A 25,855-nucleotide genomic window follows, 5' to 3' on the forward strand; every position below is an offset into this window, starting at 1 on the left:
CACAATTCCGAGGAGTTCATGATGAAACATTTAGCAATGTCTCTGCTGCTGATTTTCGCTGCGCTTCCCTGCTGCCTCCACGCGCAGCCGGGAGAAGTACCAGACAATCTGAAAGAGAATCTCCAGCAATTCACCGGAGTGTGGGACGGGACTCTCGAGCAAAACCACGAAAACGGTTTCACTGCGAAAATTCCGACAAAAACAGAAGGGACGTTCATACTTGACAGCAATGTGATTCAGCTGGATTTCAAGCTGGTTATCGATAATGCAACACGATACCAAACGCGCGCGCTCATAGGATGGAGCAGGGGTCTGCAGTGTTTTGTGATGTACGAGGCCTCAAACCAGGCACAGATGATGGAAGCCCGCGGGAACTGGCGGGACAATGGCAGGTATCTGGAACTCAAAGGAGAGCGTACGTTCGAAGACGGCACCATATCCATTGACCACTCCTTCGAATTCCCTGAACCTGATGTGATGAAAATTAAGCTCGAGTACACCGATAAGGAGGGGAAGGAAAACAATTCATACGTGACGCTGAAACGAAAGTAGAACCCGCCTGTGTGCATACGTGCGAAAGTGCGAACATACAGGCGCCGTGACTTCTTGCTATGAAATTTAAAAACAACCGGGAGACGCCTGGGCGGCGCCTCCCGGTGATGGGGCGAACGGGTGGGAATATACTAGAAATCGAGTGTGACCGAACCGATGAAATTGCGTCCCGGAGCTGAGATGCCCGAGGAATACGGGCGGTAGCGGAGGTCGGCGATATTCTCGACACCGGCATGCAGGGTCACGAGATCGGTCAGGCGGTATTGTGCCTTGAGGTTGATGATGGTCCATGAAGGACTGTACGGTCGTCCTTCACCGTCCGTCGCGTAGAGATACTCCGTCCCTGACACCACGTGCGTGCCGAGGTCTTCGTAGGCCACTTCCCCGTTGTACTGAATGGAGAGTGCGAGTTCGAGACTGCGCAGCCGGTAGCTGAGCGTGGTCGTCCCGAACCAGGGTGCGGCGTGACGCAGCGGCGCGGTGCTGCCGTCGTCGAGCTGCTCCTCACCCTCCTGCCAGTTGAAATGCGAAAGCAGGCGCAGGCCTTTTCCGAAATGCACCTCCACCGAGGCCTGTATTCCCTCAACCCAGGCTTCCGCCGCATTCTGCACGCTCTGCACCTGGCTGAGCGTACCGTCGTACATGATGCTGTCCTGTTCGTTGAGCGTGGAGTTGCGGCGCACGAGAGCGTCACGCAGCCAGGTGTAGTATCCTGTAAGCTGCAGGCGAAGGATGCCGTCCACCTGCTGGTCGATACTCGCCTCGACGCTGGTCGCGTATTCGGGACCCAGGTCTGGATTCGGAATGACGACGGATCCCGGGGAGGAATCAAACACCTTGGCGGCATCGTCCACATTCGGTGCACGGAAACCGGTGGAAACCTGTGTGGACAGCAGCGTACTGGTGCTTACTGCAAACACAGCACCAAGGCTGCCGTTGAGGGCATTATTCCGCATGCGCAGTGCGGAGAAGGGGAAGTCATAGAAAGCGTTGTCGAATGTTGCGTCGAGCGCCACGGCCGAATAGCGGAGGCCGGCCTGCAGCGTGAGAGCATCACTGAGCGTATTCCGGTAGTGTGCATAGGCGCCGAGGGACGACCAGGTGCTGCCGTCGGGATAGCGCGATGCGCCGGGTATCGTCTCCCCGGTGCTGATGTCCAGGTCCGTTCCACTGGAATGCACCTCGTTGTAAATCGCTTCCACTCCGTAGCTGAGCCGCTGCCGGGTAGTCAGTGCAAGCTCGGCATCCACGTTCGCCGACCAGGCATCCACCTGCTCGGTGCGATTGTAGAGCGTCACTTTCCCGAAATCACGATCGTGCCGACTCTCCTCGAAAAATTGTCCCGCCAGCGTAATGCGCAGATGATCGTACGCGGCCGTCGCAGCGTTGTGCAGCACATGCAGCGAGTGCATGGTCCAGCGCTGGGGACCGTAGTACCATTCGGCAGAACGGAGTCCGTCACCCTTCGGACGCTGCAGCCTGTCGTAGCGCGCGTAATCCGTGCTGCGTGAGTATTGCAGTCCGTAACTCAGGTCCCAGTCGGTTGAAGGACGAATATGCACTTTCTGCATAAAGTTCAGCTGACCGTAACCGGTCGGCACCTGCAACTCGGGATCATCGTTGGCAACGAGCATGTCGCCGGCGGGACCCTGTTCCACATACCGTGTACGCAGATATTCGTCCGGACCGTCGCTGCCCATGCGCAGATCGCCGTAGTCAGCATAGCTGACGCTGGTGAGCAGCGCCAGGTTGTGCCAGCCGAGGTTGACGTCTACATGTCCTGTCTTCTCCGCGTTCGCGCTTGACCCGCGCAGCATGGCGTGTCCCGCAAGCAGCATACTGCCGTTGTCCGCATAGCGCGCTTCACGCGTGGTGAAGCTCATGACGCCGCCGATGGCGTCGCTGCCGTACATCACAGAACCGGGACCGAACAGCACTTCCGTGCGTTCAATCGCGTTGGGATCCAGTGATATGACATTCTGCAGATTCCCGCTGCGGAAGATGGCGGTGTTCATACGCACGCCGTCGACGGTAATCAGCACACGGTTGGTGGCGAAGCCGCGCAGCATGGGCGATCCACCTCCCATCTGGCTTTTCTGCACGTACACCTCACCTGAAAGTGTCAGCAGATCCGCCGCTGTCTGGGGGTTCTCGAGATACATGTCGCGGGGATAGATGGTGACAGTGCGTTCCGGCACCTCACGCTTGGTCTGTCTCCATCGCGTGGCCGAAACGACGACCTCATCAGTGTGAAACAGTGTCTCGCGCATGTTGAGGGTGGGCTCCGCGCCGAAGGATGCATAGCTGCGCTCCACCGCCTGATATCCCAGACGTCTGAAAGTGATAGCCTTGCTGCCGCGGAACCTGGAGAGATCGAGCTGTCCGTGCACGTCGCTTCGCGCACGCGCGACCGGATCGCGGGACGTTGCAGCCACACCGACCACCGGGTTTCCGGTCTCTTCGTCGATAATGGTAAGTGTCTGTCCCATCGCCGCCGGAGCGACGAAAGACAGCACCGTGAATAAGAGCAAATACTTCATTCTTGCTGATCCTCGTAATGAAATAATGATCATGGAAAGCAGCAGGCGACGCGCGATACCATCCGGCACCACGTCGCTGCTCCCTGAAAAGATGTGAGAGGATCAGCCTCTTGGAGGGGGATCGGGAGGGAGTTGGGGTCGGGAAATTGTCATGCGGGAATGCAACTGCGCATAAGTCGCCGAGTGCTCGGGGGACCGCAGCGAGGCTGCGGGTGACTGCAGAAAAGGTGTGAGCAGCTGATGCAGCACGCGTTCACGGCTGCCCTGCCGGGCGGGATTGCTGCTGCTTTCTTCATGCGAAAGCTGATCGAGCTGTGCGAACACCGCAGTTTCCTCATCATCGCGCACACAGAAATACCGCGTCATATCCCCTTCGCTTGCCGAGCGAACAACATCGTACATCACCCCGTCGCAGCGAAACTCGCGATCATGCTCCCATTCGACGGCGCGGCCATCGACACGCCGGCCATCGTCACGAATCAAAACCTGCACGAGGTCGGCGTCGGGGAGTCCCCGCATGATGGCATGCTTGACTTCGCGTCGCACCTGCAGGAGCTGCAGCTGGAGGAAAAGCAACGGTCCCGCCGTCTGCAGCAGAAGCGCGGTCAGAAGAATACCGATACGAAGATGTTTGTAAGGAAGCATGAGAGCGATTTCGTGTGCAATTCAGCCAGAATTCTTCAACAGGAAGAATCAGTGCGAAATATCGCAATATTTCCGTCCATGTGGAAGGTCAAAAGCGACGGCTGTCATCCCAGCCGTTCCGCACGCGACTGCATGAGCGAGGTATCCGCATCCATCATCTCCCTGCGCAATGGAACGGGACCCAGTTCCGCGCCGAAAAGCTCGAGCAGCTGATTCACCTTGTCCATCTGAAGACTCTCCTTCCCCTGCTCGAGATCCCTGACAAATCGCAGTCCCACCCCGGCCTTCCTCGCAGCTTCGACCTGCGTAAGTCCGTACCGTTTTCGCTGCGCTTTTACATATTCTCGCAATGTCATTGGCTTTCCTGTAAGTGCACGTACAATAATATATCATTTCGGGTATAATAGCAAGGGATTTACAATATATTATACCTGTTCCAGTATAATTTTATATCAGAGACGCATTTTATACCCGCTATGGCATAGAGGCATAAGGTACTCCTGCAGGCTTACAGGTGGCTTTAGCGCTGTAACAAAACAGGGATTCGGGATATGACATCCGCACACTTCCCTTTCATATCTGGTAATCCATGACTTCAGGGAAATATGCACTTTCTGCATATTTCCACCCCTGAAAACAGGGGTGTGAATAATCTTTGGGGTGTGTGAGGATCATTCACGAGATAAAAGCTCCTGATTACCGATTCCGGGCCGAATCCGGGGATTCCACATCTTGGCATTGTTCTTGCGACTGTACATGTAGAACCCATTCACCAGAGAAGGCGCCTCTCGAAACACCATTGTTACCAGGATAATAATTAACGCACCGCTGAAGCATGGAAGTCATGCGTCATGCTGCGATCCTGGAACGACGGCAGAAGGAGGACCCCATGAAACGCCTTTTCCACGCCCCTGCAACACTCATTCCCATTGTCCTGCTGCTTGCGTTGTTCACCCCAGAAGTGAACGCGCAGGCACCTCCCGCGCATGACGATTATGCCATCGTCGTGTTCAAATACAACAGCACTGTAAACATCTGGTCTCGTCCCGCGCCGGACGCGCCGTTCGACGTTGCAGCGAGGGGGAAGCTGTACCGGACGTTTCCGACGGGACCGAAGATTGCATACGGTGACGCCCGCATCCCTGAGGGTATTCACCGTGGGTGGATCCAGGAGGACGGGAGCATACGCTTTTACGTTCAGGTCATTCCCGAAATGTTTGAGACCTATCACCTCGCGGGTCCCTCCCTTGACTACAACACCCTGCCCATGCATGAGGATATCTGGGAGCAGGTGAAGGAAGCTGCGCTGCAGATGCGCGATGCGGGACACCGCAATCTGGCACTCGTCATTCTGCCGGGGACGTTGGAAGAGGAAGTCGCGGAGAAACTCGCCAGAGCACGGAACGTACGCGAAGGACAGACGCTGGAAGACGTTCAGCGTTCATGTCAGCGATGGAAAGAGGTGGAGGAATACATGATACGCACGGGACGCATCCCCATGCTCCGCTTCGACGGCGCAGACATTGAAATCATTGAAACGCAGCACCCTTCTCTCTCCATAGCCGGGACGCACTGAGCGCGCAGACGGTTCCTCAGCAAACCCGGCAAACCCCCGGATCCTTCACGCACTGCGTCAGGGTCCGGGGGTTTTCTGTTGTAAAAGTTGCTACTGCCGCATGATGCGTCGTGTCCAGCTGTCTTCTCCGCTCTGCACACGCAGGAGATACATGCCCGGCACGAAACTACTCATGTCGATTTGCTGCTGCAGCTGTGTGGAAGGCTGAGACTGTCGATGCTCGTAAAGCTGCTCGCCCAGCAGGTTGCTCACCGTGAGCGTCCATTGCACGGCTTTTTCCGAAGTGATCGCAACATGCACAAAGCCATTATTGGGATCGGGATACACATCGAGCGCGGTAATGTAGGCGGGACGGTCGATACCGAGGGATTTGATTTCGAACGGATCGGAGATTGAGGAACAGCCATTGGGTCCCTGCACGAGCACCTGGTACACGCCTACTTCCAGCTCGTCAAGGTACTGATTGGTCTTGCCGGAAAGCCATCTGCCATCTTTTATCCACTGATACCGTACCGCTTTGGATGAAACAAGTACGGGACCGTATTGTTCGATCACAGGTTTCGGGGGACGCTCTTCCACCCGTACCTGCACGGTATCGGTGAGTCCAAGACAACCTTCCTGTGTCCATACCCGTGCAAAATAACTGCCTTCCTGCGTCACGGTAATCATGCGTGATTGAGCGTTATTCGACCAGCGGTACGCTGCAAACGCTCCGGCGTCGAGCACAACGGTATCACCCTCACAGATCGGGAGACTGCCGGTATACGAAATCACCGGGTGGGGTTCTTCCAGTCCCTCAATAGTAATAGTATCGGAAACCGCACGGCAGCCGCCAGCGCCTGTGACGGTAACAAAGTAGCTGCCTGACTCCGCGACAAGTATGCTCTGCGTCATCTTTCCGTTTGACCAGCGATACGATGCGAACGGTCCCCCGGCGACCTCAAGCAGCAGCGAATCCCCTGCACAGAACTGATATCCCCCTGAAGCGCTGTAGATATCCGGCTGCGGAATGGGGTACACGATGATGGATACCGTATTCGAGGTATCCTTCTTGCCCTGTGCATCGGTCACTTCCACCCAGTAATCCCCGGTTGTGCTGACAGTGATAGAGCGCGTGGTTTCGCTGGTTGACCACAGGTATCCTGCATAGCCATCCGGTGCGGTGAGCTGCCTTGTCTCGCCTTCGCACAACTCGGTCGAACCGCTGTACTCGATATATGGTCCTGCTCCCAACATGATGCGTACGGAACCGGAGATAGGGATTCCCTTGATACAGCCCATGGAAAAATCTATATCGGAAAGCGTGACATCCGTCGTCACTTCCTGCGTCACTGCTGCAGTGGTGAAACTCAATGCGCCGAGGACGCCGGACATGGGGAGTTCAACCGGGACAAAAAGATGGAGCAGCACCCTGTTTCCGTGGCGCGTTTCCACCACCATTTTTCCATCAAGCAGGTAGCCATCGGTACGGAAGCCATTGAACGTGAGTTTGCTGGAATCATAATCCACCGTGAACTCCACAGGATGCAGAGGATTTGATGGCAGCTGATCTATGCGAAGCGGCACGAGGACAGATGACTGCTGCGCCCCCACTACATGATCCAGCCTGATGGGAATAGTCTCGAACGTCGTCGTATCCATCGGCGCCTGGTATTCTCTGAGTCTGGCATCGGAGCCGCCACAGACACCGTCCACCGACAGGTGGGTGGAATGTGTTGCGCCGTCCGCACAATCCCTCTCATACGTAATCACGCACTCGTGAAAACCCTCGAAAATGATTGTGCATATCTCCTCGAACATTGCGGTGAGGTCTCCCGGGTCGGATGTCTGATAAAAGCGTCCCCCTGTCTCCTGTGCAATCCTCTGGAGATCGGATGTATCCATGAACTGGGTCAGTGCCACGGTGAACACCCGGATGTGATTCCTGGATGCAAGCCTGATGATTTCGTCCGGTGTTCTTGTGGACTGGTTGTCCGCCCCATCAGTCAGCACAACAACACTCCGACACTGGTTCACCCCGTTATTGATAATCTCAATAACGCCGGCATAGGCACCGTCCCACACCGCTGTCCCGCCACCCGCGGGCAGACCATCCACCGCCGAGAGCAGCAGTGGTTTTAGCGTGGTCATCTGCTGGGCAATGTTCACTGTCGTATTGAACCAAATGATAGTAGCCTCGTCGAGCACGCCGTCCATACGATCGATGAACGCCCTGCCCGCAGCCTTCGTGCCTGCATTCCCGGCACCGGACATACTGCCGCTGGCATCCAGCACAATCGCGGTCGACATGGGACAGCGGACGGATGTATCCGGGCATGAGAGCGTAAAATCCGGCACCTCCAGATTGTCTTCGACGACCTTGAAAGAGGATTTCGGGATATTGTTCTGGAGTGTCCCGTTGCAGCGGACATTGAAGTACAGTTCGACCATCGGCCAGATTACGCTGACGCGTTTGAAGTCCAACTCCACCGCGGCCGCCGTTCCGACCGGAGTCTGTACGGCATTTTCGACATCTGTCTTCTTCAGGGAATCAGCCCTCGTCTCATCATTCCCCAACATCGCCGATGCTGCAACAGGCAGCATCAACATACACATCACGCACAGAACCGTCTGCAGGATGGTACTCTGTTTCATGGCAACCCTCCACTTGAATACAAATAAACGAGCAAGTATATGAATGGTAGTATCTAATCCAGAAAGAACCAATTCCACTACGCATCAGCAAAGCAGAATTATGCAGGAAGTGCATAATTCAAGCATGGTGATATGGGAATGATTACTATGGACTTGTGTCCATTGAAGGAATCGGTCTGCTTCCAAAACGTATATTTCCGTTCATGCTCCGTACTACGTCCATCATTGCGTTCGTTATGCTCCTCTGCATCCCGCTGCACGCACAGGATGGCGCTGGATTCAGTTGGGACAGACGGCGTCTGTCAGACAACAACCCCAGGGTTGCAATTGAACTTGATCGAGGGGAGTGGATATATGGAAGGATCGTTGCAGCTACTGCGGAGAAGCTGATAGTCTGGCAGGATGAGGGTGTCTTTCGCGCAGATGAAATCAACGCAAAGCTCCTGGGGATACCCCACGAGCAAGTAAATAAGATCCTGCTTCCGATACCCGGGAAATCAGAAACCGGGTTGTACTGGATCGCGGGAGTGGCAGCAGTGGCATTGGATCCATCGCTTACAGAGGAATGGAGCGCTGTGAGATTGATTGTGTCTGCTCTTAGCGTCGGGGCTGTCGCAGGAATGGTGTCCAGCACTTCTGGACTCAGTTCAAAATCTACGGCAGAGCTTCACTACCGCGCAGGATATCGCGCGGAATTTGGAGAGCACCCACTCTTCCAGGTCATGAATTTTGAGCAGACGCTCCCGCCGGAAGCGATGCGCCAGCTCGGACTGGGATCGACGGAGGACCTGCTGTCCGTAGAAGACCCCGTCTTTCCTTACGTGCTCACGCGAGACAGCACCGAAAGTGTGCCCCAAAGCGGACTCCATATGGCATTTGATCAGGTACTGATTCGCACCGATTCATACGTTGGTGGACATACGCTGCTCAGTCTGGAATACGATTGGTGGCCAGCGTTGCTTCAGCATGGGAGTCTGGGGATCGGAGGCGCCGTGAGCGCTGGTGTTGGCTACAATGGGACGTTGACTCTCGAGAGCCTTGCTGCTGCGCGAATGGGCAGCTTTCACCTGGCAGGCGGATTGCGATTCATGCACTTCCCCTTTCCCCTCGTGGATGAAGAATCGACATTCCGGGAAAGCCAGTTCAGCACTCATTATACAACGACATCCGAGTTGCAGGAGAACCGTCCTGCCGACATCCGCGGCGATCTCTACTCTTCGTTCGGTATTGGCTTCAGAATGCAGCGCGTACAGTTGCGCGTCCAACTTCTTCGACAGATCGCGCCTTCCGTTCATATCGAATCACATCGATCCGGCAATCAGTATCCCCCAACCGATCCATATGGAAGTATCACGGACGGTATCCGCCTGACAGCCATCTCCATATCCGCGGGAATCATTTTTTGAGTCAACAGCGCCGACCATATCGCCCCCCGAGAATTCTACCAACTCTCGTGCTCATGATCGCCTTGCAGAGCATCCACCTGCACGCACAGGATGAAACCGGCGCCCCCTACGACCTCCCCCGCGTGGGCTCGGAGCTGGATCTGAATGAGATCAGGTATTTCCAACTGTTCCCGTATCTTTATGTTGAGGATGGGAAGAGGGATGTCCACGTGAATGCAATGTGGAATGGGAAGGATTCGGTTGATTTCATCGTAGCAGGAACGGATTTGCCGGAGGATGCCGCAACGCGTCGTACTATTTCTGTGCGCGCTGGAGAGGTACTTCATACGCTGATCAAGAAGTTTGAAGAATTCGCCTGCTGCATGTCGCCATATTTGTTTTACTACTCCGATATGCTTGCGGACTCTCTCCGACCTTATACCACTGAGTTACGGCAAAAGGGCATCGTCGGTTCTCGGTGGAAGGCGGTGCTTGAAACACGGGATTTGAAAAAGCTTCGAATCGTTCTTCGTAACGATGAACAGCGAGAGGGAGTGGTCCTGGGATTCACGAATCGTCGATTGATCTTGTGGGGAGACAAAACGAAGTTCGATCCGGACAGTATTCAGGAAAAGGTCTTCAGTGTAATGCACGATAATGTGCGATACATACTGTACGGCGAAGATGATCATAATACAGCGGGATTGTTCGGACTGACTTTGGGACTCTCATTGTCTTTCGCACCTGAATTCACGAGAGAAGCTCAAACGGATGGTTATGCAGGAAGTATTATCGCCCGCGTATTGCTCGTGGGACTTGGATTGACGGCTTTCGCAATTGCGACTGAGCGAGATTTTCGCTTCGACCATACGGAAAATTCTGCCACCCACGTGAGTGAACTGTCATTCGCTGAACAACCGGGACTCATGCAAGGCTTCCCACCGGAGTTGCTTGATTATCTGGGATTCGAAGCTCAGGAGCGTTTGCTCACATCAGGAGACTCGTGGCTGCCATATGCGAAAGGAGTTCCTGCAGAGACCGATGTATCAACGGACGTACTTCACCTGGGATTTGATCACCTCATCATTCATACGGATGGAGCTTGCTGCAGCTCCGGTTTCGTGAGCCTGGACTATGGCTGGTGGCCTGAATACCTTCATAGCGAAGCTATTTCCCTGGGCAGTGTACTGCGTGGAGGCGTGGCTTTTTCCGGCTCCGTTTCAGCGGAGGCAAGCCTGGCAAGCAAACTCGGTCCTCTCGAATTCTCCGCTGGAATGCGTTTTCTGCATTTCACCAATCCACTTCTTAAGGAACGCAGAGACTGGCGAAGTTTTTCGAGTTCCGGGTCACATAATGAATTTCAGGAAAACCGTCCCGATGACATCGGTGGGAAGCTCTATACCTCATTTGGTTTCGGATTCACACACCACCGTCTGCAGGTTCGCCTGCGATTCCTGCAGCAGCTGACTCCCTCTGTCCACATTAAAACTACGTCGACGCAAAGCAGTACCTCGCAACCAACGTCTACCTGGACGGACGAGCGCACCGGAATCCAGCTGACCGCATATTCAATATCCGCGGCACTTCAACTATAAGGGCTGCTGCACAGTGCTCCATGGAAGAACATGAACTGTAAAATTCTGATAGCAATCATCTCACTCCTCCCCTTTGTTCACGTGCACGCTCAGGATAAGGCCGGCGCCCCCTACGACCTCCCCCGCGTGGGCTCGGAGCTGGATCTGAATGAGATTCGGTATTTCCAGTTATTCCCGCAGCTGGAACAGGATGACTTGATGGACGAAGCCGCCGTGCTGTTGACTTCGGCTGGATTGGATTCCGTTCGTTTCCAGCTGGATGCGACGGAGGGAACAGAGCGATATCGCAAATCAATAGTTATCTCGCATGATGCTGCCGAGGTGCTCGCGATATTGCTGCGGGACTTTGAGGACATCCTGATGGGACACACACCATCTACCTTCTTCGCCTCGAAGTTCGTGCCGGATTCATTACGCATGGCCGGACTGGAATTATGGACAGCAAAGGTGTTGCCTGCATTCTGGTCGGAGCTGCCTTATGAAATCAAGGAAGCCACTCTGGACGTCGCGTTGTATGACGGAACTCGCATTGCAGGAAAACTGATGGGAATCACCAACCATCGCCTCTTGCTGTGGCGTGGTATAAATCAGTGGCATCCCGAAAGCACCCGCGACTCGCTCGAAGCGATCCCGCATGAAAGGATATTGAGCATTACCGCGCATAGCGAGGAAAGAGTTTCAGTGGGATTGTTCGGCTTGCTGCTCGGTGCATTCCTCCCCCATGCCGGAGACCATAACTACAGAGGGTCCATGGAATTCTGGAGCATACTCGCAGGACCTACGGTGGGCGCCTTCGGCTTCCTTGTACCGATGGAGCACCCTCTGCATTCGGATTTCAGCATGGACTCCAGCACAGAGCTTTCAGGACTGCTTTTTCTTCAGCATCACTACCCTGGACGTGGTTTCCCACCGGAGATCCCCCGGATGTTCAGCATTGGTGATACGGAGCTGTTTCTTACACATCCTGCCGATAAGCTTCCATACATAAACCGGCTGCGATTCAGCATGACGAGGCCCACACACGCGTTCAGTATTGGATATGAAGCCAACTGGTTCACCGGAACGCATTTTTATTTTTTCCGTCTGCTGGCTGCCTTGCAGTACAACTGGTGGCCCGAGTTCCTGCAGCGACGCACTGCAGGAGCAGGTGGGTACCTGCGTTCCGGTCTCGATTTCCGGGGCATGACGTATGCGGAAACGGGACTGGCTGGCCGGGGCGGCATGCTTGAATTCAGCGCTGGAATCCGCTACATCAGTATGCCGGAGGTGATGGATGAGTCCTGGAGCGAGGTCCACCTCAACACTGCCAATGGATTCAGTGGTACGCTCTATTCATCGTTCAGCGTTTCCTACACAATCTACCATGTACAGCTGCGGCTGCACACGCTGTATCAACTCACACCCTCCGTTGTAAGAAGTCATTACATGTATGACGAACAGCGCCCAGGGCGATTCTTCTCCGGCACGACAGAAACCGGGGAACCGCTGACAGCTATCGGGTTTTCCACACAGCTAAGATTCTGAACCCGATTTTGACAACCGATATTTCGCGTTCTGATATGCTGACATTTTTTAACTCTGCTTTTCCATTTGTACTTCTGTTCTTGTGCTCACCACTTTGCGCACAAACGGAAGCAGACGAGCCCTACGAACTCCCCCGTGTGGGCTCGGAGCTGGATCTGAATGAGATCAGGTATTTCCAACTCTTCCCCGATTTGGAGGTCGATGACGTGAAGCTGGACATCCGCGTGAATGCAATGAGAAACGGGAAGGATTCGGTGAATTTCATCATGACAGGAAAGGATGTACCGCAGGATGCCAGGTCGCGCCGAACAATCTCTGCGGAGGCGACTAGCGTGCTGCGCATACTACTGGAGAATTTCGAAAATATTGCCTGCTGCACTTCACCGTTTGAATTCTGGGCATCAGACTGGGTACCGGATTCAATTAATGCGAGAAACAACGAATTGTGGTCCCAGGATATTGTGCCGTGGCAATGGGAAACAGCGTTGCAGTTCGGCGAGCACATGAAAATCGCGCTCAGGAATGATGAATACATTGAGGGCACCCTCATCGGTGCGACAGCGCGACGGCTGATACTATGGACTGCGAACGGCCCATTCAATCGTGACAGTTTCGATGGCAACGTCTTCACTATTCCCCACGACAGCGTTCGTAGCATTCTCTTGGACTCTTATGAACACTGGACAGCGGGACTGTTTGCACTCGCAGCCTGGAGTATTCTGCCATCAACGCCGATGACGGGATATCATCTGAAGGATGGAGGGTCCTTGATCGTTGCAAAAGTCTTCACACTGCTCCTGGGTTTGCCTGCCTTCCTGATCCCTGTCCAAACCACGCTGCGTTTTGATCATGACACAGAAAATGAAGTGAGCTTCGAGGATCACGATCTATCCGAGAGTACAGGTATGAGATGGGGAGTGCCGCCAGAACTGCTACGATACCTCAATCTCCCTCCCTCCGAACCACTAATTAATGAAACCGGTGCAGCTCTCCCGTATGCAGAGGGTACGGTGGACGAAACAGACATTTCACAGCCATCACTCAAGATCGGCTTCGATCAGATCATCCTTAGGACAAACAAGGCTGTCGACAGCAGATTGTTGTTGAGTCTTGAAAGCAGCATCTGGCCCGCTTCCGTGAGAAATGACTATGTCGCAGGAGGAGCCGTGTTGCGGGGTGGGATGAACTTCCTGGGCTCCATATCCATCGAGGGAAACATTGCAGGGAGAGTGGGCCCAGTTGAACTGACGGCGGGGTTGCGCTACATGCACATCGCCAACGCGATATATTACCCCAACTATGGCACCTCGTATGAGAAACATGAGATCCATCCGGATAATATCTGGGGAGAGTGCTACAGCTCGTTTGGTGTGGGAGTCAACATCTACAGTCTCCAACTGCGCTTTCAATATCTGACTCAGCTCTCTCCCTCCGCACGCATCATTTCAGACCACTCAGGACCGGACATGTGGGGTGAGTTTGTGCGGACATCCACAGCCGACGGAATCCGTGTGACAGCAGTCACCTTTTCCGCCTCGCTTCGACTGTTGTAATTCCGCGAGTGAATAGTAGCAAGGTTGCAGAGACCAGGCACGACTACCCATGAGCAAGTGTCAGGGGTTTGACGGTGAAACCTGAGGCAGTTACTCTCACGCAGCCTGGTGCAGATGACGTCGAATGGTCTGCGATGCCGACTTGGGGAAGGGCTGTGCCTGTATGAGCACACGGTCGATGCGGCTGTAGCGGCTGACGCGTTTGTTAATCCATGTCTGGATTTCAGGCAGCAATTCTTCCACGCGCAGGCGCAGCATCATCGCGTCGTTTTTTCCATGCAACTTTTCGGCGTCAGCGATTTTCTCAAGATCGAAGTGAACATATGCGAGCAGCTGATTTCCCTTCTGCTTTACCAATGATTCGTTGATATAATCGTGACGATTCAACACAGCCTCAATGTCCTCCGGATGCACATTGATTCCATTCGGTCGAATGATCACATTTTTCAATCTTCCTTTGAGAAAGATGTATCCTTCGTCATCGACGATTCCGGTATCCCCTGTCCGCAACCAGCCGTCCTCGGTAAAAGCTTTCTGTGTCAGTTCCGGCTCGTTGTAATACCCCTTCATGACACAGGGGCCCTTCACCTGGATTTCCCCTTCCCCACTTTCAGGATCTGGATCCGAAACACGGAGTTGCATTCCTTCGAGCACACGCCCGGATGACTGAAACCTTGTATGCGCCGGTTCGCAACCGGTAAGCAACGGTGCGGTTTCCGTCATGCCGTATCCGACCGCATACGGGAAACCGGCTTCCACAAGGAATTCTTCCACCTGATCATTGAGACGGGCGCCCCCGATTCCAAAGAAGCGCAGCCTGCCACCGAACACTTCCAGCAGCTTCTCCCCCGCCTTACGGTACAGGATGCGCTTTCCGAGATCCGTCCCAGACACGAGATCCATCATCTTGTTCGGCGTGAGTCGTGGACGAATCTGTTTATGAAAAATCGACTCCATGACCAGCGGGACGGTGAGCATCATCGTGGGATGCACGCGTTTGAAGGTTTCCAACAGCATTGGCATGGAAGCCTGCTTTGCGACATAGTGCACCTCGGCACCGGACATGAAGGGCAGGAGGAACCCCAGCGTGCACTGGTACGCGTGAGAAAGCGGCAGAATCGAAACAAAAACATCATCTTCCTTCACCGGCTGCATACGCGTCGCCATGACAACGTTGTGCGTGAGATTGCCGTGCGTGAGCATCACGCCTTTCGGTGTCCCGGTCGTTCCTGACGTATATATAATGACAGCGACGTCATGCTCGCTGACCCTGGCTGTGTTCATTCCATCAGTCCCAGCCTGAAGCAGGCTAACGCCGCGTTGCTTCGTTTTGTCCCAGAATGCTGGCGTCAAAACTTCGAAGGTGTCGAGCAGCACCATGACTCCTGCCTCGCAGCGCTGCTCTGTCTTGATGCGGCTCGCCTGATTGAGGGAAATAAAAATCAGTTTGCAGCCGGCATGCAGCACAATGTTGCGTACTTCTTCGAGCTGAAGATCGGTATGGATGGGCACGGCGATCGCACCCATGGTTACGATTGCGGCGTATGCGATGGTCCAGTTCGGACTGTTCTCCGCCAGTATGGCGACACGATCACCGGGACGAATACCCATGCCATGCATTGACTTGCGCAGTTCAGCAATGCGGCAGCCGAATTGTGCATAGGTGACAGTATCGCTTCCCTCCATGGCCATGGCTGTGCGGGATGCATATTCGTTGATTGCAGTCGAGAACAGGTCGGGGAGTGTGAGGGGATGGGAGAGCTGATTCATGGTGGATTCCTCGGCAGGACGACATGAGGGAAAGGCAGCACCCATACAGGTACTGCTTTCTATCACCACGCTGTATGCATAATACGAAGCGAAATCCTACAGAATACTGAACCGCGTATTACAATATGAACAGGTTGATGCAGGCAGAACTGCGCAGGCAGCTGCGCAGTGTCAGCCGCAGATGTGAAATACTCCCTTTTCTTCCGTATTATACCGGAAACTCTTTTACCATACGGGAGAGCGCATGAACACCTTTCGAGTTTTTCTGGCTGGCTTTCTGACGCTGGCCATGCTGCACGTTTTTGCAACCTGCAGCGATGACGACGGGGGCACACAGCCCAACAATCCCCCCACAGTGGACGTGGAAAAGATTCATGAAGCTGCGCAGGGCATCGAAGATGCATTCCGCACGGCGAAAACCGATGCCGTGCTCGCAGTGCTGACGGAAGAAGCACAGCAGCAGTACGGAGAGGGCCTCGACGATATCACCGGTGACATGCCGGCGTTTGCGGACGCAATACAATCGCGCCGGCTCACTGGCTACAACGAATTCTACGCCGAGTATTCCTACGAAAAGGATGGCAATACGTTCACTATCGCCCTCGCTGCACAGGAGGAAGGCGACTGGAAACTGATGCGGTTTTAGGAGCGAAGCATGAAGAAAACAAAAAACACAATCGCATGGTTGGCAGGGGCATCCTGCTATATCGTGCTGGCACTCACCCTTTCGGCATACGACAATGCGGAAATGCATCCTGCAATCAATGACAATATCGTCGATCGCTTCCTTCAAAAAGTGGTCAACGCACTGAATCCACCGGATGAGATTAAGGGCTATACGTTTGTGCTCAATGGCAGCCATGAGTACGTCGGTCCCGCCGTAACAGCCGCCGGCTACTTCGCATCGACAACGACGGAAAGCGACGTCTCGAAGAAGCCGAAGGAGTGGATCGCACACGGTGGGTTTTCAGCAGACGTCCCGGAGGTCCCGGCGGCCCTTCGGCATTTCTATGATCCGAAGGGAATCGACGGGGGAAAGACCTGGCTTACCGATCGTGGTACGAACTGGGAATGGCTCGTAAACAACGGCGCGTTCAATCCGCAGATCAATGCGCGGGACTGGGCGCTTACCCATGATGACAACCCGTGGTCTTTCGCGAAAGGCAAGCAATACATCAGACAGGCACTTGCCGCGGAAGACGATGCCCAGCGCGATGCACTCATGGCGAAAGCCTGGCGCTGCCTGGGTGAAACGCTGCACCTCGTGGCGGATATGGGGTGTCCCGTGCACGTACGCAACGATTCGCATGCCGACCTCGCGGGATGGCAATACCGCCGCGCACTCGGCGACCCGGATCCATACGAAGTCATGGTTACACCCGCATTTGCTGCGAAGTACGCAGGTGGGAAGGTTGATCCTGCGCTGCAATCCGCATGCCGCGGAGCCGAGTCTGCGACAGAGATTTTCAATTCCCTCGCCACGTTCACCAATGAAAACTTCTTCACAAACCAGACCATCTCCGGGACGGGGGTGAAAAAATTCGATCCGATTATCAAGGGACGACCGGCCTACCCCTCCCCCAAACTTGAGAACCTTTCATATGATCCGACAGATTTCACTTTCTACAAGACATTCCCTGGCGGCCAAAAGGTAAAGATGTGCAAGGACCGCTCGTACTGGTATTTCCGGGGCCAGCCGTACATCGATCTCGAATGTGTGGAATCACAGGCAAGCGTGCTGATGCCGAACATCATGGAAGCCGGCTCGAATGTAATGCGTCTGTTCATGCCGCACCTGAAGGTGAAAATCAGCGAGGCTACCGCTGACGGATCGGTGAAGGGCAGTGTCACACATCTATCGACGAAGGAGTATACTTCCACTGCCACCTGCAGCGGCACAGTTCGTATCCTCGTGAAAAACAGCATCGTGGGTGAAGGACTGCTCAAAGCCGATGGCAGCTTCGAACTCGAAGGTGTGAACATTGAGAAGGATGACGAAGTTGTCGCGGAGTACCGCATCGGCGGTATATATGTAAGATCGGAACCTGTGATCGCAGGCGATCCAGGCATCCTTGCCGAGCTGCAGTCATGCACCACCGTCGCCGTCGAATTCTCTGCGGTGAACAAGTATGCCAATGGACAGGAAATCGATGAAACTGCGGCATACGGCGCGACATACCTGGACGAAAGCATCGGGATGCAGCCTATCGCATGGAGCGGAAGATCATTCAGCTTTTCACTTGTGTACAGCAACTCCACGCTCTCTACGGACTGGAGTCTCAGCGGAACGGTATCAGCCGATGGCAGAACCATTGAGAACATGCGCATCACCTCCATTACCCAATGGTCTGGCGGAGCAACCGAAAACGACGAAATGCGCCTGCGTGACCTCCCGCTCGACGAGACATACAGCCTCGTCCCTGTCGGCGAGTTCAACTATGGCAGCTACTACCCGGAATGCCAGAACATGCTCGAGTTTTTCAAATGTCAATACGAAGGATCCTCACAGGGACAGTTCGACTACGTTGAAACCCTCTGGGGTCCCAGCGACAGGTTATACGTGAGCTTCTACAAGTAGAGTCTGCGGAACATTCCCCGTTTCCCATTCCCCATTCGGCCGGACAAGAACGTCCGGCCGTTTTTTTTCATCTCTTCAGATCCCGATCCGTATTGTCCCATCATTCCCTCAGTCGTTCTCCCAGGTAGTCTCTCAACTCCTGTACCTGCTTCTGATCGGCAAGGATGAACTCGTGACGCCGATCCGTCACGACGGATTGGATGATTGCCACGAGCGTGGAAGCGTAATATCACCCGGATATTCGTTCCCATCAACAGAGTATCGGGTCAAAATGGGTGGTACTACCCATTGACATATCCTCCTGCACCCGATACCTTTCCACTGTCATCATCCTCACATTCGGCATCGTTTCCTCGAGTCACACTTGACAGGAGGTTATGATGAAACCACAGTTTGCTTCAGGACGTGTTGCGATCACCGCGTGCTTGATAGGGATATTCTTCAGCATGTGCATTCCAGGATCTTTCTGCAACGCACAGCTGCCGCAGACCTTCACACTGAAAAGCAGCAATCCGCACATGACTTCAGCGTCTGCGCTCGCATATGCGGGCAATGATCTGCTGTTTATCCTCGGGGACAACGGGGGACTCTGGGCGTACCGCGTGAGCGGAGGTGCGTTCGAGGTGCAGGGGTTCTATCCTGCCGCCAGCGCGTTTGACCGCCTGGAAATTGCGCCGGATGGCGTGATCTACCTTTCAGGGCGGGACGGCCAGCTCACGGCACTTATTTTTGCAGGAAACGAATTCGTGAGCATTGCAAGTTCCGCGATCAGCGTGGAGCAGAACGACATGGCAATCGGTCCTGACGGCACAATCTACCTGGCGTCAGGATATGCGGGGCTCGTGGCATTGCGCCGGGAAGGAGCGGCATTTCGACTGATTGCACAGGATGCGGGAATCGAGAAGGCCCGTGCTGTCGCGGTGGGTGCGGACAACACCATCTTTGTGGCCGGAGCCGCGCAGGGAGAGCTGAAGGCGTACGAGCTGAACGGACGCAACCTGATACCTGCCGGCGAGATCAACAGCGACGCGTTTACGCCGACGGACCTCGTCGCCGGAGACGACGGGATGGTGTTTCTCGCTGATGCGGAGAGTGGCCTCAGTGCATATACGTTCGACAAACATGCACTGATCAGGGTCGCGGAGCTGAACGACGGCGGCACAGCTCAGCGTATCGCCGTTGCCAACAATCGCAGCATCTATATCGCAAAGGCGGATGCCGGCATTTGCGGATATATCTTCGACGGCTCCCGGTTTCACAGCAACGGAACCTGGAGCTGCAGCAACGCCGACGCCCGCGACCTGGCTACGCGGGAAGACGGCACCGTGTTGATCGCAGATGGCAACGACGGCGTTCGATTAATCTGCTGCGACGCGACACGCAGCGCATGTCTCGCGCATTGTGATCAGAACACCGACGCGAGAAGCGTCGCCGTCACTTCCGATGGGATCGTCCTTCTCGCCAACGGCATGGATGGATTGCGTGCCTATCGCGATACGGAACCTATCCTGGAGTGTGTCGCGTGGACGAACCACGATGCATCCGAAGATATCCACGCGTGTGCTGTCACGGTGGATCAGCGCGACCGGGTGTTTCTCGCGCATGACAATTCCCTGTCTGTCTACACGCTGTCGTACATGCAGTTCAACCACATCGCTTCGACCAGCATCGTGGGTGAATGCCGGAGCATCGCCGTCAGCCCGACGGGATGGGTGTACGTTGCCTGCGGGGAGAATGGCCTCAGGGTCTTCCAGTTCGATGGAGCGACCCTCTTCCCCGTCGCACATGCCTATGAGTGCAGCTTCGCGTACGATGTGTCTGTTGGAGAAGATGGAAGCGTCTATGTCGCCACGGGCGAGAACGGACTGCGCGTGTATCGCATGCTGGATGGGGATTTCCACTGTACAGCACAATACCATCCGATGGATCCCGTAAACGGAAAAGTCCTGAGCGTCACCGCCGGACCCGACGCGACGGTATTTCTCGCATGCAGCAGGGACGGACTGATGGCCTTCAGAAATACCGGCACAGCGCTGACCCCGCTCGACATCATCGACTTCTTCCCGTACATGGGTGACTACGCGGGGGCTACCAGTGTACACCGAACCGAGGATGGCAGCATCCTGTTTCACTACGAGACCTATCCGGGCATGGACATCGCAGGTCTGTATGCCTGTGTCTTTGAAAACGATCGGTTTTCCATCAGAGCACATTTCATCGAAGCAGATAACGCAGTAGATATCACTTCAGGCGCGGACAATAATGTGTATGTCCTCAAGAGCGATGGCGGAGTACTCGGCTATCACTACAACAGCCTGCCACCGGCTCCGTCCATCAAGGTGAGTCAGCAGGAAGTAGATTTCGGGGAGGTCCCAATCGGTGCGAACAGGTACCAGTCGGTCTCCATCGCAAATGAGGGGAGCACTCCGCTGAGAATACGTGATCAGCGCCTGTCTTCGTTCGAAGCAGAGCGCTTTGAAATACTTGAGCCTCTCCCGGACCGTATCCGGCCGGGTGAATGCTCTCGTCTCAGGCTTCGCTTCTCCTCTTCGCGGGAAGGACCTATGCAGACCGACCTGATCATACTCACGGATGCACCGGATTGCAGCGAGATTCATCTGCCGGTCCGTGCCGTGGCTTCCGGCAACTGCGTCCATTCCGACGCAGGCATCACGTCTCTTGATCAGAACACGCCGAATCCATTCAATCCTTCGACGACGATTCGCTTCCGTGTCGCTGATGCGGGAAAGGTCAGCCTTGAAGTGTACGACCTCATCGGCAAACGGATTGCCACCCTGATGGATGGCATGCTTCCAGCAGGACAGCATACCGTACACTTCAATGCAGCCGATCTTCCGAGCGGCATGTACTTCTATCGCATGCACACCGACAACGCAGTGATAACACGGAGAATGATACTCACCAAGTAAAAAAAGCCCCATACGCATGCGAGACGCCCCGGTCCCCCGCAGGACCGGGGCGTTCTGTCTCTCCTCCATCGCCAGTTCCTCACATGCCGCATTCCGTGTCACGCACCTTCCCTAATCCGGATACAGCACCACTGGCACGCGTTCGGTGGCGTTGCCGGCGCGGAGGATGAAGAGGGCTTCTTCACCGTCGCGATCAACCTTGCCGCGGAGGTAGATCTTTACGCGGGTGCCTATCTGTGCGCCGTTGCTGTCGGTGACGGGTTCAAGGATGTAGTCGTCGAGCAGGTCGCGTCCGTACTCGGATTCAACCTCTACGCGGATGCGGTCAGCGGGACGGTAGTTTCCCTTTATGCAGCTTCCGCATACGAAGGCGTCGAAACGGAATTCCTGCGTGATGGCATACTCCCCTCCGCGTGAAAAGGAAATGTTGCGGATGCGCGCAGGGGCTTCGAGCACGCTGTAGCGGAAACGGCTGTCACCGAGCGTGTTTTCATCCAGGGCTATGGGATAGGACTTGCCGCGATACTGCGCCTCGAGGGTGAGGGTTTTCCCTGCCGCACTTTCGTCCAACGGGATTTCCGCCATCCCACCGCGTCCCTCCCCGATCACGGTACCGTCGAGACGGGCACGCCACGAATAGTCCGACTGCACTTCGAGTCCATCAACCATGATGTTCTTCCGAAACAGTTCACCTGCGAACGCATCGCTGACTGTGGATTTCGACACCGGCCATTTCACATCGGCCACGAAGCAGGTCTTCGAGTGGCTGAGCGCTCCCGCCCCGCGCGTATCCACAGCCTGCACTTCCACGTTGTATTTATCCGCTTTTGCAAAGGTGTGCGTCCATCGCAGGCGCTCGCCTTCCTGCTTCACCTCGCCGAAATTCGCGGCCGCACGCACACGTCGCGCGTCGGTTCCCTGCACTTCGATGTAGCGCTGGTCCGCATAGCCGGCGGCGGTGACGAGACTGCCACCGTGCAGTTCGAGTTGATCACCCTTGGCAAGGACCTTGACACGGAGTCCCGCTTCGAGATTCTCAAACTGATCGATGCGCTCCGGCAGATCCGGCACCAGTGAAGCGATGAGTTCGTATGGGAAACTCAGCGACGCGAGCTTTACCTCCCCGGTCGGAAGAATTCCGATACGATTGATGCTGGATTTCCCCTCGAAGCTGTATTCCCCCGGAGCGGGCGCACGCCAGTTGAACGCGAAGACGCGCTTGCCGTTCTGACTTTCCTCCGAAACCGGGAGGATGTCACGTCCCAGTTTCAGTGTCTGCACGGCATTTCCGTTTTTCCGCACCACGATCTGCGGGGGTATGGTAACCTGGTCTTCGGGTCCCATCCCCTGCAGCATGATGACGAAGCGGCGGGTTTCGCCGACTTCCATCTGGTTGCTCCCGTTGAGGGATTGCACGGGAGTGGTTTCCATAAGTTCAAGCACGATTTTCTGTGTCAGCTCGAGCAGCTGATCGCGTTCCTGTCTCAGCCGCAGCTCAGCATCGTCGCGTTCGACAATGATGATGAGCAGCTCACAGATGACGGCGAGATAAAGAAAGAAATACACCTGGTACTTCCTGAAAACATTTTTCTGATCCATGACAACGCTCCTGCCTCTGATGATTGCACATGCTTCGGGTCGACGGTTTCATTCGGCGGGTCGACGGTTGCTGCGGTGGTGCGGTTAGGAACGTTCGGTGTTTTCAACAGTGGCGACCGTACTCAGGTCGTCGAGTACGTCATGAATCGCGCGCATGACAAAATCGCGCTCAAGGTACTGGCCGTTCGGCAGCCGCACGGTTTCGGGCAGCGGTTCGGGGACGGACTGTGCTTCGCTGTGCTCATACCATGTAGAGAGTCCGAGCATGCACAGCACGGTAATCTCGACGATGATGGCCATGATGATCATCTCAGGTTGATGCGGGACCATGAACTTGATGCCCCGAAAGCCGATGCTCATGATGAGGAAGGCCGTACCCAGAAATGCGATTGCAGTGATGTTGTTGCGGTAAAGTGGGATGAAGGCGTTGCGCATGTACATGCGGAAGGCGCGGCGTGCACTGTCCTCGCGCTGCAGCCACTTCTGGGGCTCGGTGCGAAGGTGCTCGCCGTACTCGGGCGCGATGTGGAGGAACTGCAGGATGCTGCCCAGCAGCGCATGCACTCCCCCACGAAACACCGTGAAGCCAAGAGGAGAAAACAGCACGAGCACGATGATCAGCGATGCGAGTGTGATGGCGGAGATGAGACGCATGTCGACGATGAATGTGGATTCCCCAATGCGAAAGACGTATTCCGCGTTCCAGAGATTGGCGCTGAGTCCACCCCGCGACTCTTCCAGCCTCGCGAGTTCCCTGTAGCTCGCCCCGCTGATCGATCGTCCCTCAGCGGCCAGCGTGCTCTGCAACTGCGCGAGAGTGATTGGCGCCTGCGAGGCGTCGGACATTGTCATAGAAGGATTGGTTGCGGAGGATAGAACAGTCGACGTCGAGGGTGCAGTCGCTGTCGAGGTGTTGGACACGGTGGAGGTATTGGACGCAGCGGACGGTGAGGAGGCGGAGACGGTCTGCGACTGCGCAGCCATGGTAAATGGCAAGAGCAGCAGCAGCGGGATGATGAAACGGCGCATGATTCCTCCTGTTGTTTGAGTGTAACGACAAACGCCCCGTGCAACAGGACGGGATTGTCAGCTCAGTACGTAAGGGGGTATCAATGTGTACATCAGTAGAGTGCAATTACCATGCCAGCGGGCTTCTCCCTGTTAATTCCCATTTTTCAGGCCGAAAACAAGGCATTTTCGTGAGGATGATTCACGCCTGTGTGAGAAATCCTCCCGCTTCCCTCGGAAATATGCAGAAACTGCATAAGGCAGCAACGAGAAATATGCAGAAACTGCATATCACATCAGTAGGTGATATCCTGATCTGATTTGCATGTTACATCCATAATAGGGATATTCCCGCGTCTCATTATAACAGCTCTCACAATCCGCACATCCGGGAACAGAAATTCTGCCCCGCGAGGTTGTGCGTTGCGTTGCTTTCAACTGGAGGAGGAAACATGGAAGCATTGATTACTATTGTCTCCACGCTGCTGGTCTACAGCCTGCTGACGGAGAAGATCACGAATTTTATTCGGCGATGGTCAAGGCCGGGATCGCCTGCTAGAAGGGTGATGAAGTGGTTGCTCGGAAATGATATCTGCGATTTGCTCGTCAAGTGGGGAATCCTGCAAGGAAGTGCGAAGGCACCAGCCCGCAGTGAATACGATAGGAACAGGGACGAAATCCACGCCGACCCACTCCCTTTCATCATCGGCAGTGCCGTGGCGTATTTCTCCAACTTGAGTATCGTCTCACTTCCAGGAATAAATGTCGAAACGCATCGATTCTATTTGGAGTCATTCAATGGACCATTCGAGGGATACTATCTGCTGGGCTGTATCGCCACGGGTTTCCTTCTCACATTCGGATCCAAGTTTTTCCAGGAACTCCTCGACCTCATGGTCGAGATAAAAATCGAACGTCGCAAGAGAAATCGAAGCGTAACGAATCCATTCTCCGGCTTGAATGTTCCCCCACCTTCACAGGTGCCGGGTTCCTCACAGGCTTCTTCACTCTCCCAGGCATATTTCTCCACGCAGGCGCCAGCTTCCTCGCAGGCACCGGGCTCATCGCAGACTCCGGCTTCCACCCAGGCGAAGAAAGGCCAGGCAGCAACACGGAGGGATCAGGTCCATCAGCACTTTGCCAAACTTGGAATACAACGCGATGACATCCACGCAGTGAATTTCAGGGGAGAGTCCATCGTGATGACTATTCGCGAAGGGGTGAGCATTCCACCTGCGGCACATCGTCCCATCGAGCTGGAGGAAGATGCCGAAACCGTGGCGTACTCCATTGTCATCGAGACATCCCCGGGAGTAGCGCAGCTGCATGCAAGCGCGCATCCCGGGATGAACATTCGAACGAGTGCGCAGCAAGGCAGCGTTGCACTCGTGAGCCGTGATCAAACGGCACCGCTGTTCCTGACCTGCTATCACTGTGTGAAACCGTCCGCGGCTCCGTGGGAGGAATATGAAGGACTCCCTCCCCACTCATGGTTCGTGATGGCACCGGATGAAGAAATGCTGGGACGCGTCAAGTACGGCACGCGAACGCGCACGCTCGACATTGCACTGGTAGAGTGTGATGAGAGCAGCTCTAATCGCCTCACCGGCAGTTCGGCGCATCTGCGGATTCCTGCCGCATCGGCACCGTTCACGGTGGGACAGTCGCTGCGCTATTACCGCGCCACAGAGCACAACGAACAGAGCTGTGTGGTAACGGCAACGGATTCGGAACGTGTCTTCGACTACGACGGTGAAGAAGTGCGCATGGAAGACCTGGTGCAGATTTCCCTGCCAGATGATTCGGGACAGACACCGACTGCAGGTGGAGATTCCGGAGGTCCTGTCTACAATGAGAACAACGAGATCGTCGGCATCATACTCGGCGGCATCGCTTCCGTGAGCTACATCATTCCCTTCCAGGGCATTGTGGATCACCTCGACGAAAAAGGATACACACTATAGGT

At 55.1% G+C, this 25,855-nt stretch carries 17 protein-coding genes; 10 read left to right on the plus strand and 7 right to left on the minus strand.

Annotated features, from left to right (window positions below; all coding sequences use genetic code 11):
- The first annotated feature begins 21 nt into the window (after positions 1-21).
- Positions 22-552 (plus strand): DUF1579 family protein, encoded by a 531-nt coding sequence (locus KQI65_15665; GenBank protein ID MCB2206180.1) that lies wholly within the window; start codon positions 22-24, stop codon positions 550-552.
- Positions 553-683: 131 nt separating this feature from the next.
- On the opposite strand, the gene KQI65_15670 is transcribed toward KQI65_15665, so the two are convergent.
- From KQI65_15670 to KQI65_15680, 3 genes are all read right to left on the minus strand, one after another.
- On the minus strand, positions 684-3,092 hold the full coding sequence (locus tag KQI65_15670; GenBank protein ID MCB2206181.1) for a TonB-dependent receptor: 2,409 nt from the start codon (positions 3,090-3,092) through the stop codon (positions 684-686).
- A gap of 102 nt (positions 3,093-3,194) precedes the next feature.
- The gene (locus KQI65_15675; protein ID MCB2206182.1) at positions 3,195-3,737 is read right to left on the minus strand and encodes a hypothetical protein; all 543 of its coding nucleotides are present in this window, start codon (positions 3,735-3,737) and stop codon (positions 3,195-3,197) included.
- Between the two features lie 104 nt (positions 3,738-3,841).
- Positions 3,842-4,093 (minus strand): helix-turn-helix transcriptional regulator, encoded by a 252-nt coding sequence (locus KQI65_15680; protein MCB2206183.1) that lies wholly within the window; start codon positions 4,091-4,093, stop codon positions 3,842-3,844.
- Between the two features lie 533 nt (positions 4,094-4,626).
- Between KQI65_15680 and KQI65_15685 the strand changes: the two genes are divergently transcribed.
- The gene (locus KQI65_15685) at positions 4,627-5,313 is read left to right on the plus strand and encodes a hypothetical protein (protein MCB2206184.1); all 687 of its coding nucleotides are present in this window, start codon (positions 4,627-4,629) and stop codon (positions 5,311-5,313) included.
- Between the two features lie 90 nt (positions 5,314-5,403).
- On the opposite strand, the gene KQI65_15690 is transcribed toward KQI65_15685, so the two are convergent.
- Positions 5,404-7,947: a VWA domain-containing protein gene (locus tag KQI65_15690; GenBank protein ID MCB2206185.1), complete on the minus strand. Its 2,544-nt coding sequence runs from the start codon at positions 7,945-7,947 to the stop codon at positions 5,404-5,406.
- 623 nt (positions 7,948-8,570) lie between these two features.
- Between KQI65_15690 and KQI65_15695 the strand changes: the two genes are divergently transcribed.
- The 4 genes from KQI65_15695 (at position 8,571) to KQI65_15710 (ending at position 14,004) form a co-directional block, all read left to right on the plus strand.
- Positions 8,571-9,353 (plus strand): hypothetical protein, encoded by a 783-nt coding sequence (locus tag KQI65_15695; GenBank protein MCB2206186.1) that lies wholly within the window; start codon positions 8,571-8,573, stop codon positions 9,351-9,353.
- A 53-nt stretch (positions 9,354-9,406) separates the two neighbouring features.
- Positions 9,407-10,927 (plus strand): hypothetical protein, encoded by a 1,521-nt coding sequence (locus KQI65_15700; GenBank protein MCB2206187.1) that lies wholly within the window; start codon positions 9,407-9,409, stop codon positions 10,925-10,927.
- Positions 10,928-10,957: 30 nt separating this feature from the next.
- Positions 10,958-12,451, plus strand: a complete 1,494-nt coding sequence (locus tag KQI65_15705) for a hypothetical protein (GenBank protein ID MCB2206188.1) — start codon at positions 10,958-10,960, stop codon at positions 12,449-12,451.
- 206 nt (positions 12,452-12,657) lie between these two features.
- Positions 12,658-14,004 carry a hypothetical protein gene (locus KQI65_15710; protein ID MCB2206189.1) on the plus strand — a complete coding sequence of 449 codons (1,347 nt, stop codon included), beginning with the start codon at positions 12,658-12,660 and terminating at the stop codon, positions 14,002-14,004.
- A gap of 96 nt (positions 14,005-14,100) precedes the next feature.
- Here the strand turns inward: KQI65_15710 and KQI65_15715 are convergent, their stop codons facing one another.
- Positions 14,101-15,774 carry an AMP-binding protein gene (locus KQI65_15715; protein ID MCB2206190.1) on the minus strand — a complete coding sequence of 558 codons (1,674 nt, stop codon included), beginning with the start codon at positions 15,772-15,774 and terminating at the stop codon, positions 14,101-14,103.
- Between the two features lie 244 nt (positions 15,775-16,018).
- Here KQI65_15715 and KQI65_15720 point away from each other — a divergent pair, with 244 nt between their 5' ends.
- From KQI65_15720 to KQI65_15730, 3 genes are all read left to right on the plus strand, one after another.
- Entirely contained in the window at positions 16,019-16,420 is a 402-nt protein-coding gene (locus tag KQI65_15720) for a hypothetical protein (protein ID MCB2206191.1), read from the plus strand.
- Positions 16,421-16,429: 9 nt separating this feature from the next.
- The gene (locus tag KQI65_15725; protein MCB2206192.1) at positions 16,430-18,352 is read left to right on the plus strand and encodes a hypothetical protein; all 1,923 of its coding nucleotides are present in this window, start codon (positions 16,430-16,432) and stop codon (positions 18,350-18,352) included.
- 380 nt (positions 18,353-18,732) lie between these two features.
- The gene (locus KQI65_15730; GenBank protein ID MCB2206193.1) at positions 18,733-21,282 is read left to right on the plus strand and encodes a T9SS type A sorting domain-containing protein; all 2,550 of its coding nucleotides are present in this window, start codon (positions 18,733-18,735) and stop codon (positions 21,280-21,282) included.
- A 111-nt stretch (positions 21,283-21,393) separates the two neighbouring features.
- Here KQI65_15730 and KQI65_15735 read toward each other — a convergent pair whose 3' ends face one another.
- Positions 21,394-22,881, minus strand: coding sequence for a hypothetical protein (locus tag KQI65_15735; protein ID MCB2206194.1), 1,488 nt, complete (start codon positions 22,879-22,881; stop codon positions 21,394-21,396).
- A gap of 84 nt (positions 22,882-22,965) precedes the next feature.
- Positions 22,966-23,910, minus strand: coding sequence for a hypothetical protein (locus tag KQI65_15740; protein ID MCB2206195.1), 945 nt, complete (start codon positions 23,908-23,910; stop codon positions 22,966-22,968).
- Between the two features lie 431 nt (positions 23,911-24,341).
- Between KQI65_15740 and KQI65_15745 the strand changes: the two genes are divergently transcribed.
- Positions 24,342-25,853 (plus strand): serine protease, encoded by a 1,512-nt coding sequence (locus tag KQI65_15745; GenBank protein MCB2206196.1) that lies wholly within the window; start codon positions 24,342-24,344, stop codon positions 25,851-25,853.
- Positions 25,854-25,855 lie beyond the last annotated feature (2 nt).

The organism is bacterium, assembly GCA_020444325.1.
Taxonomy (GTDB): domain Bacteria; phylum Bacteroidota; class Ignavibacteria; order SZUA-365; family SZUA-365; genus BM516.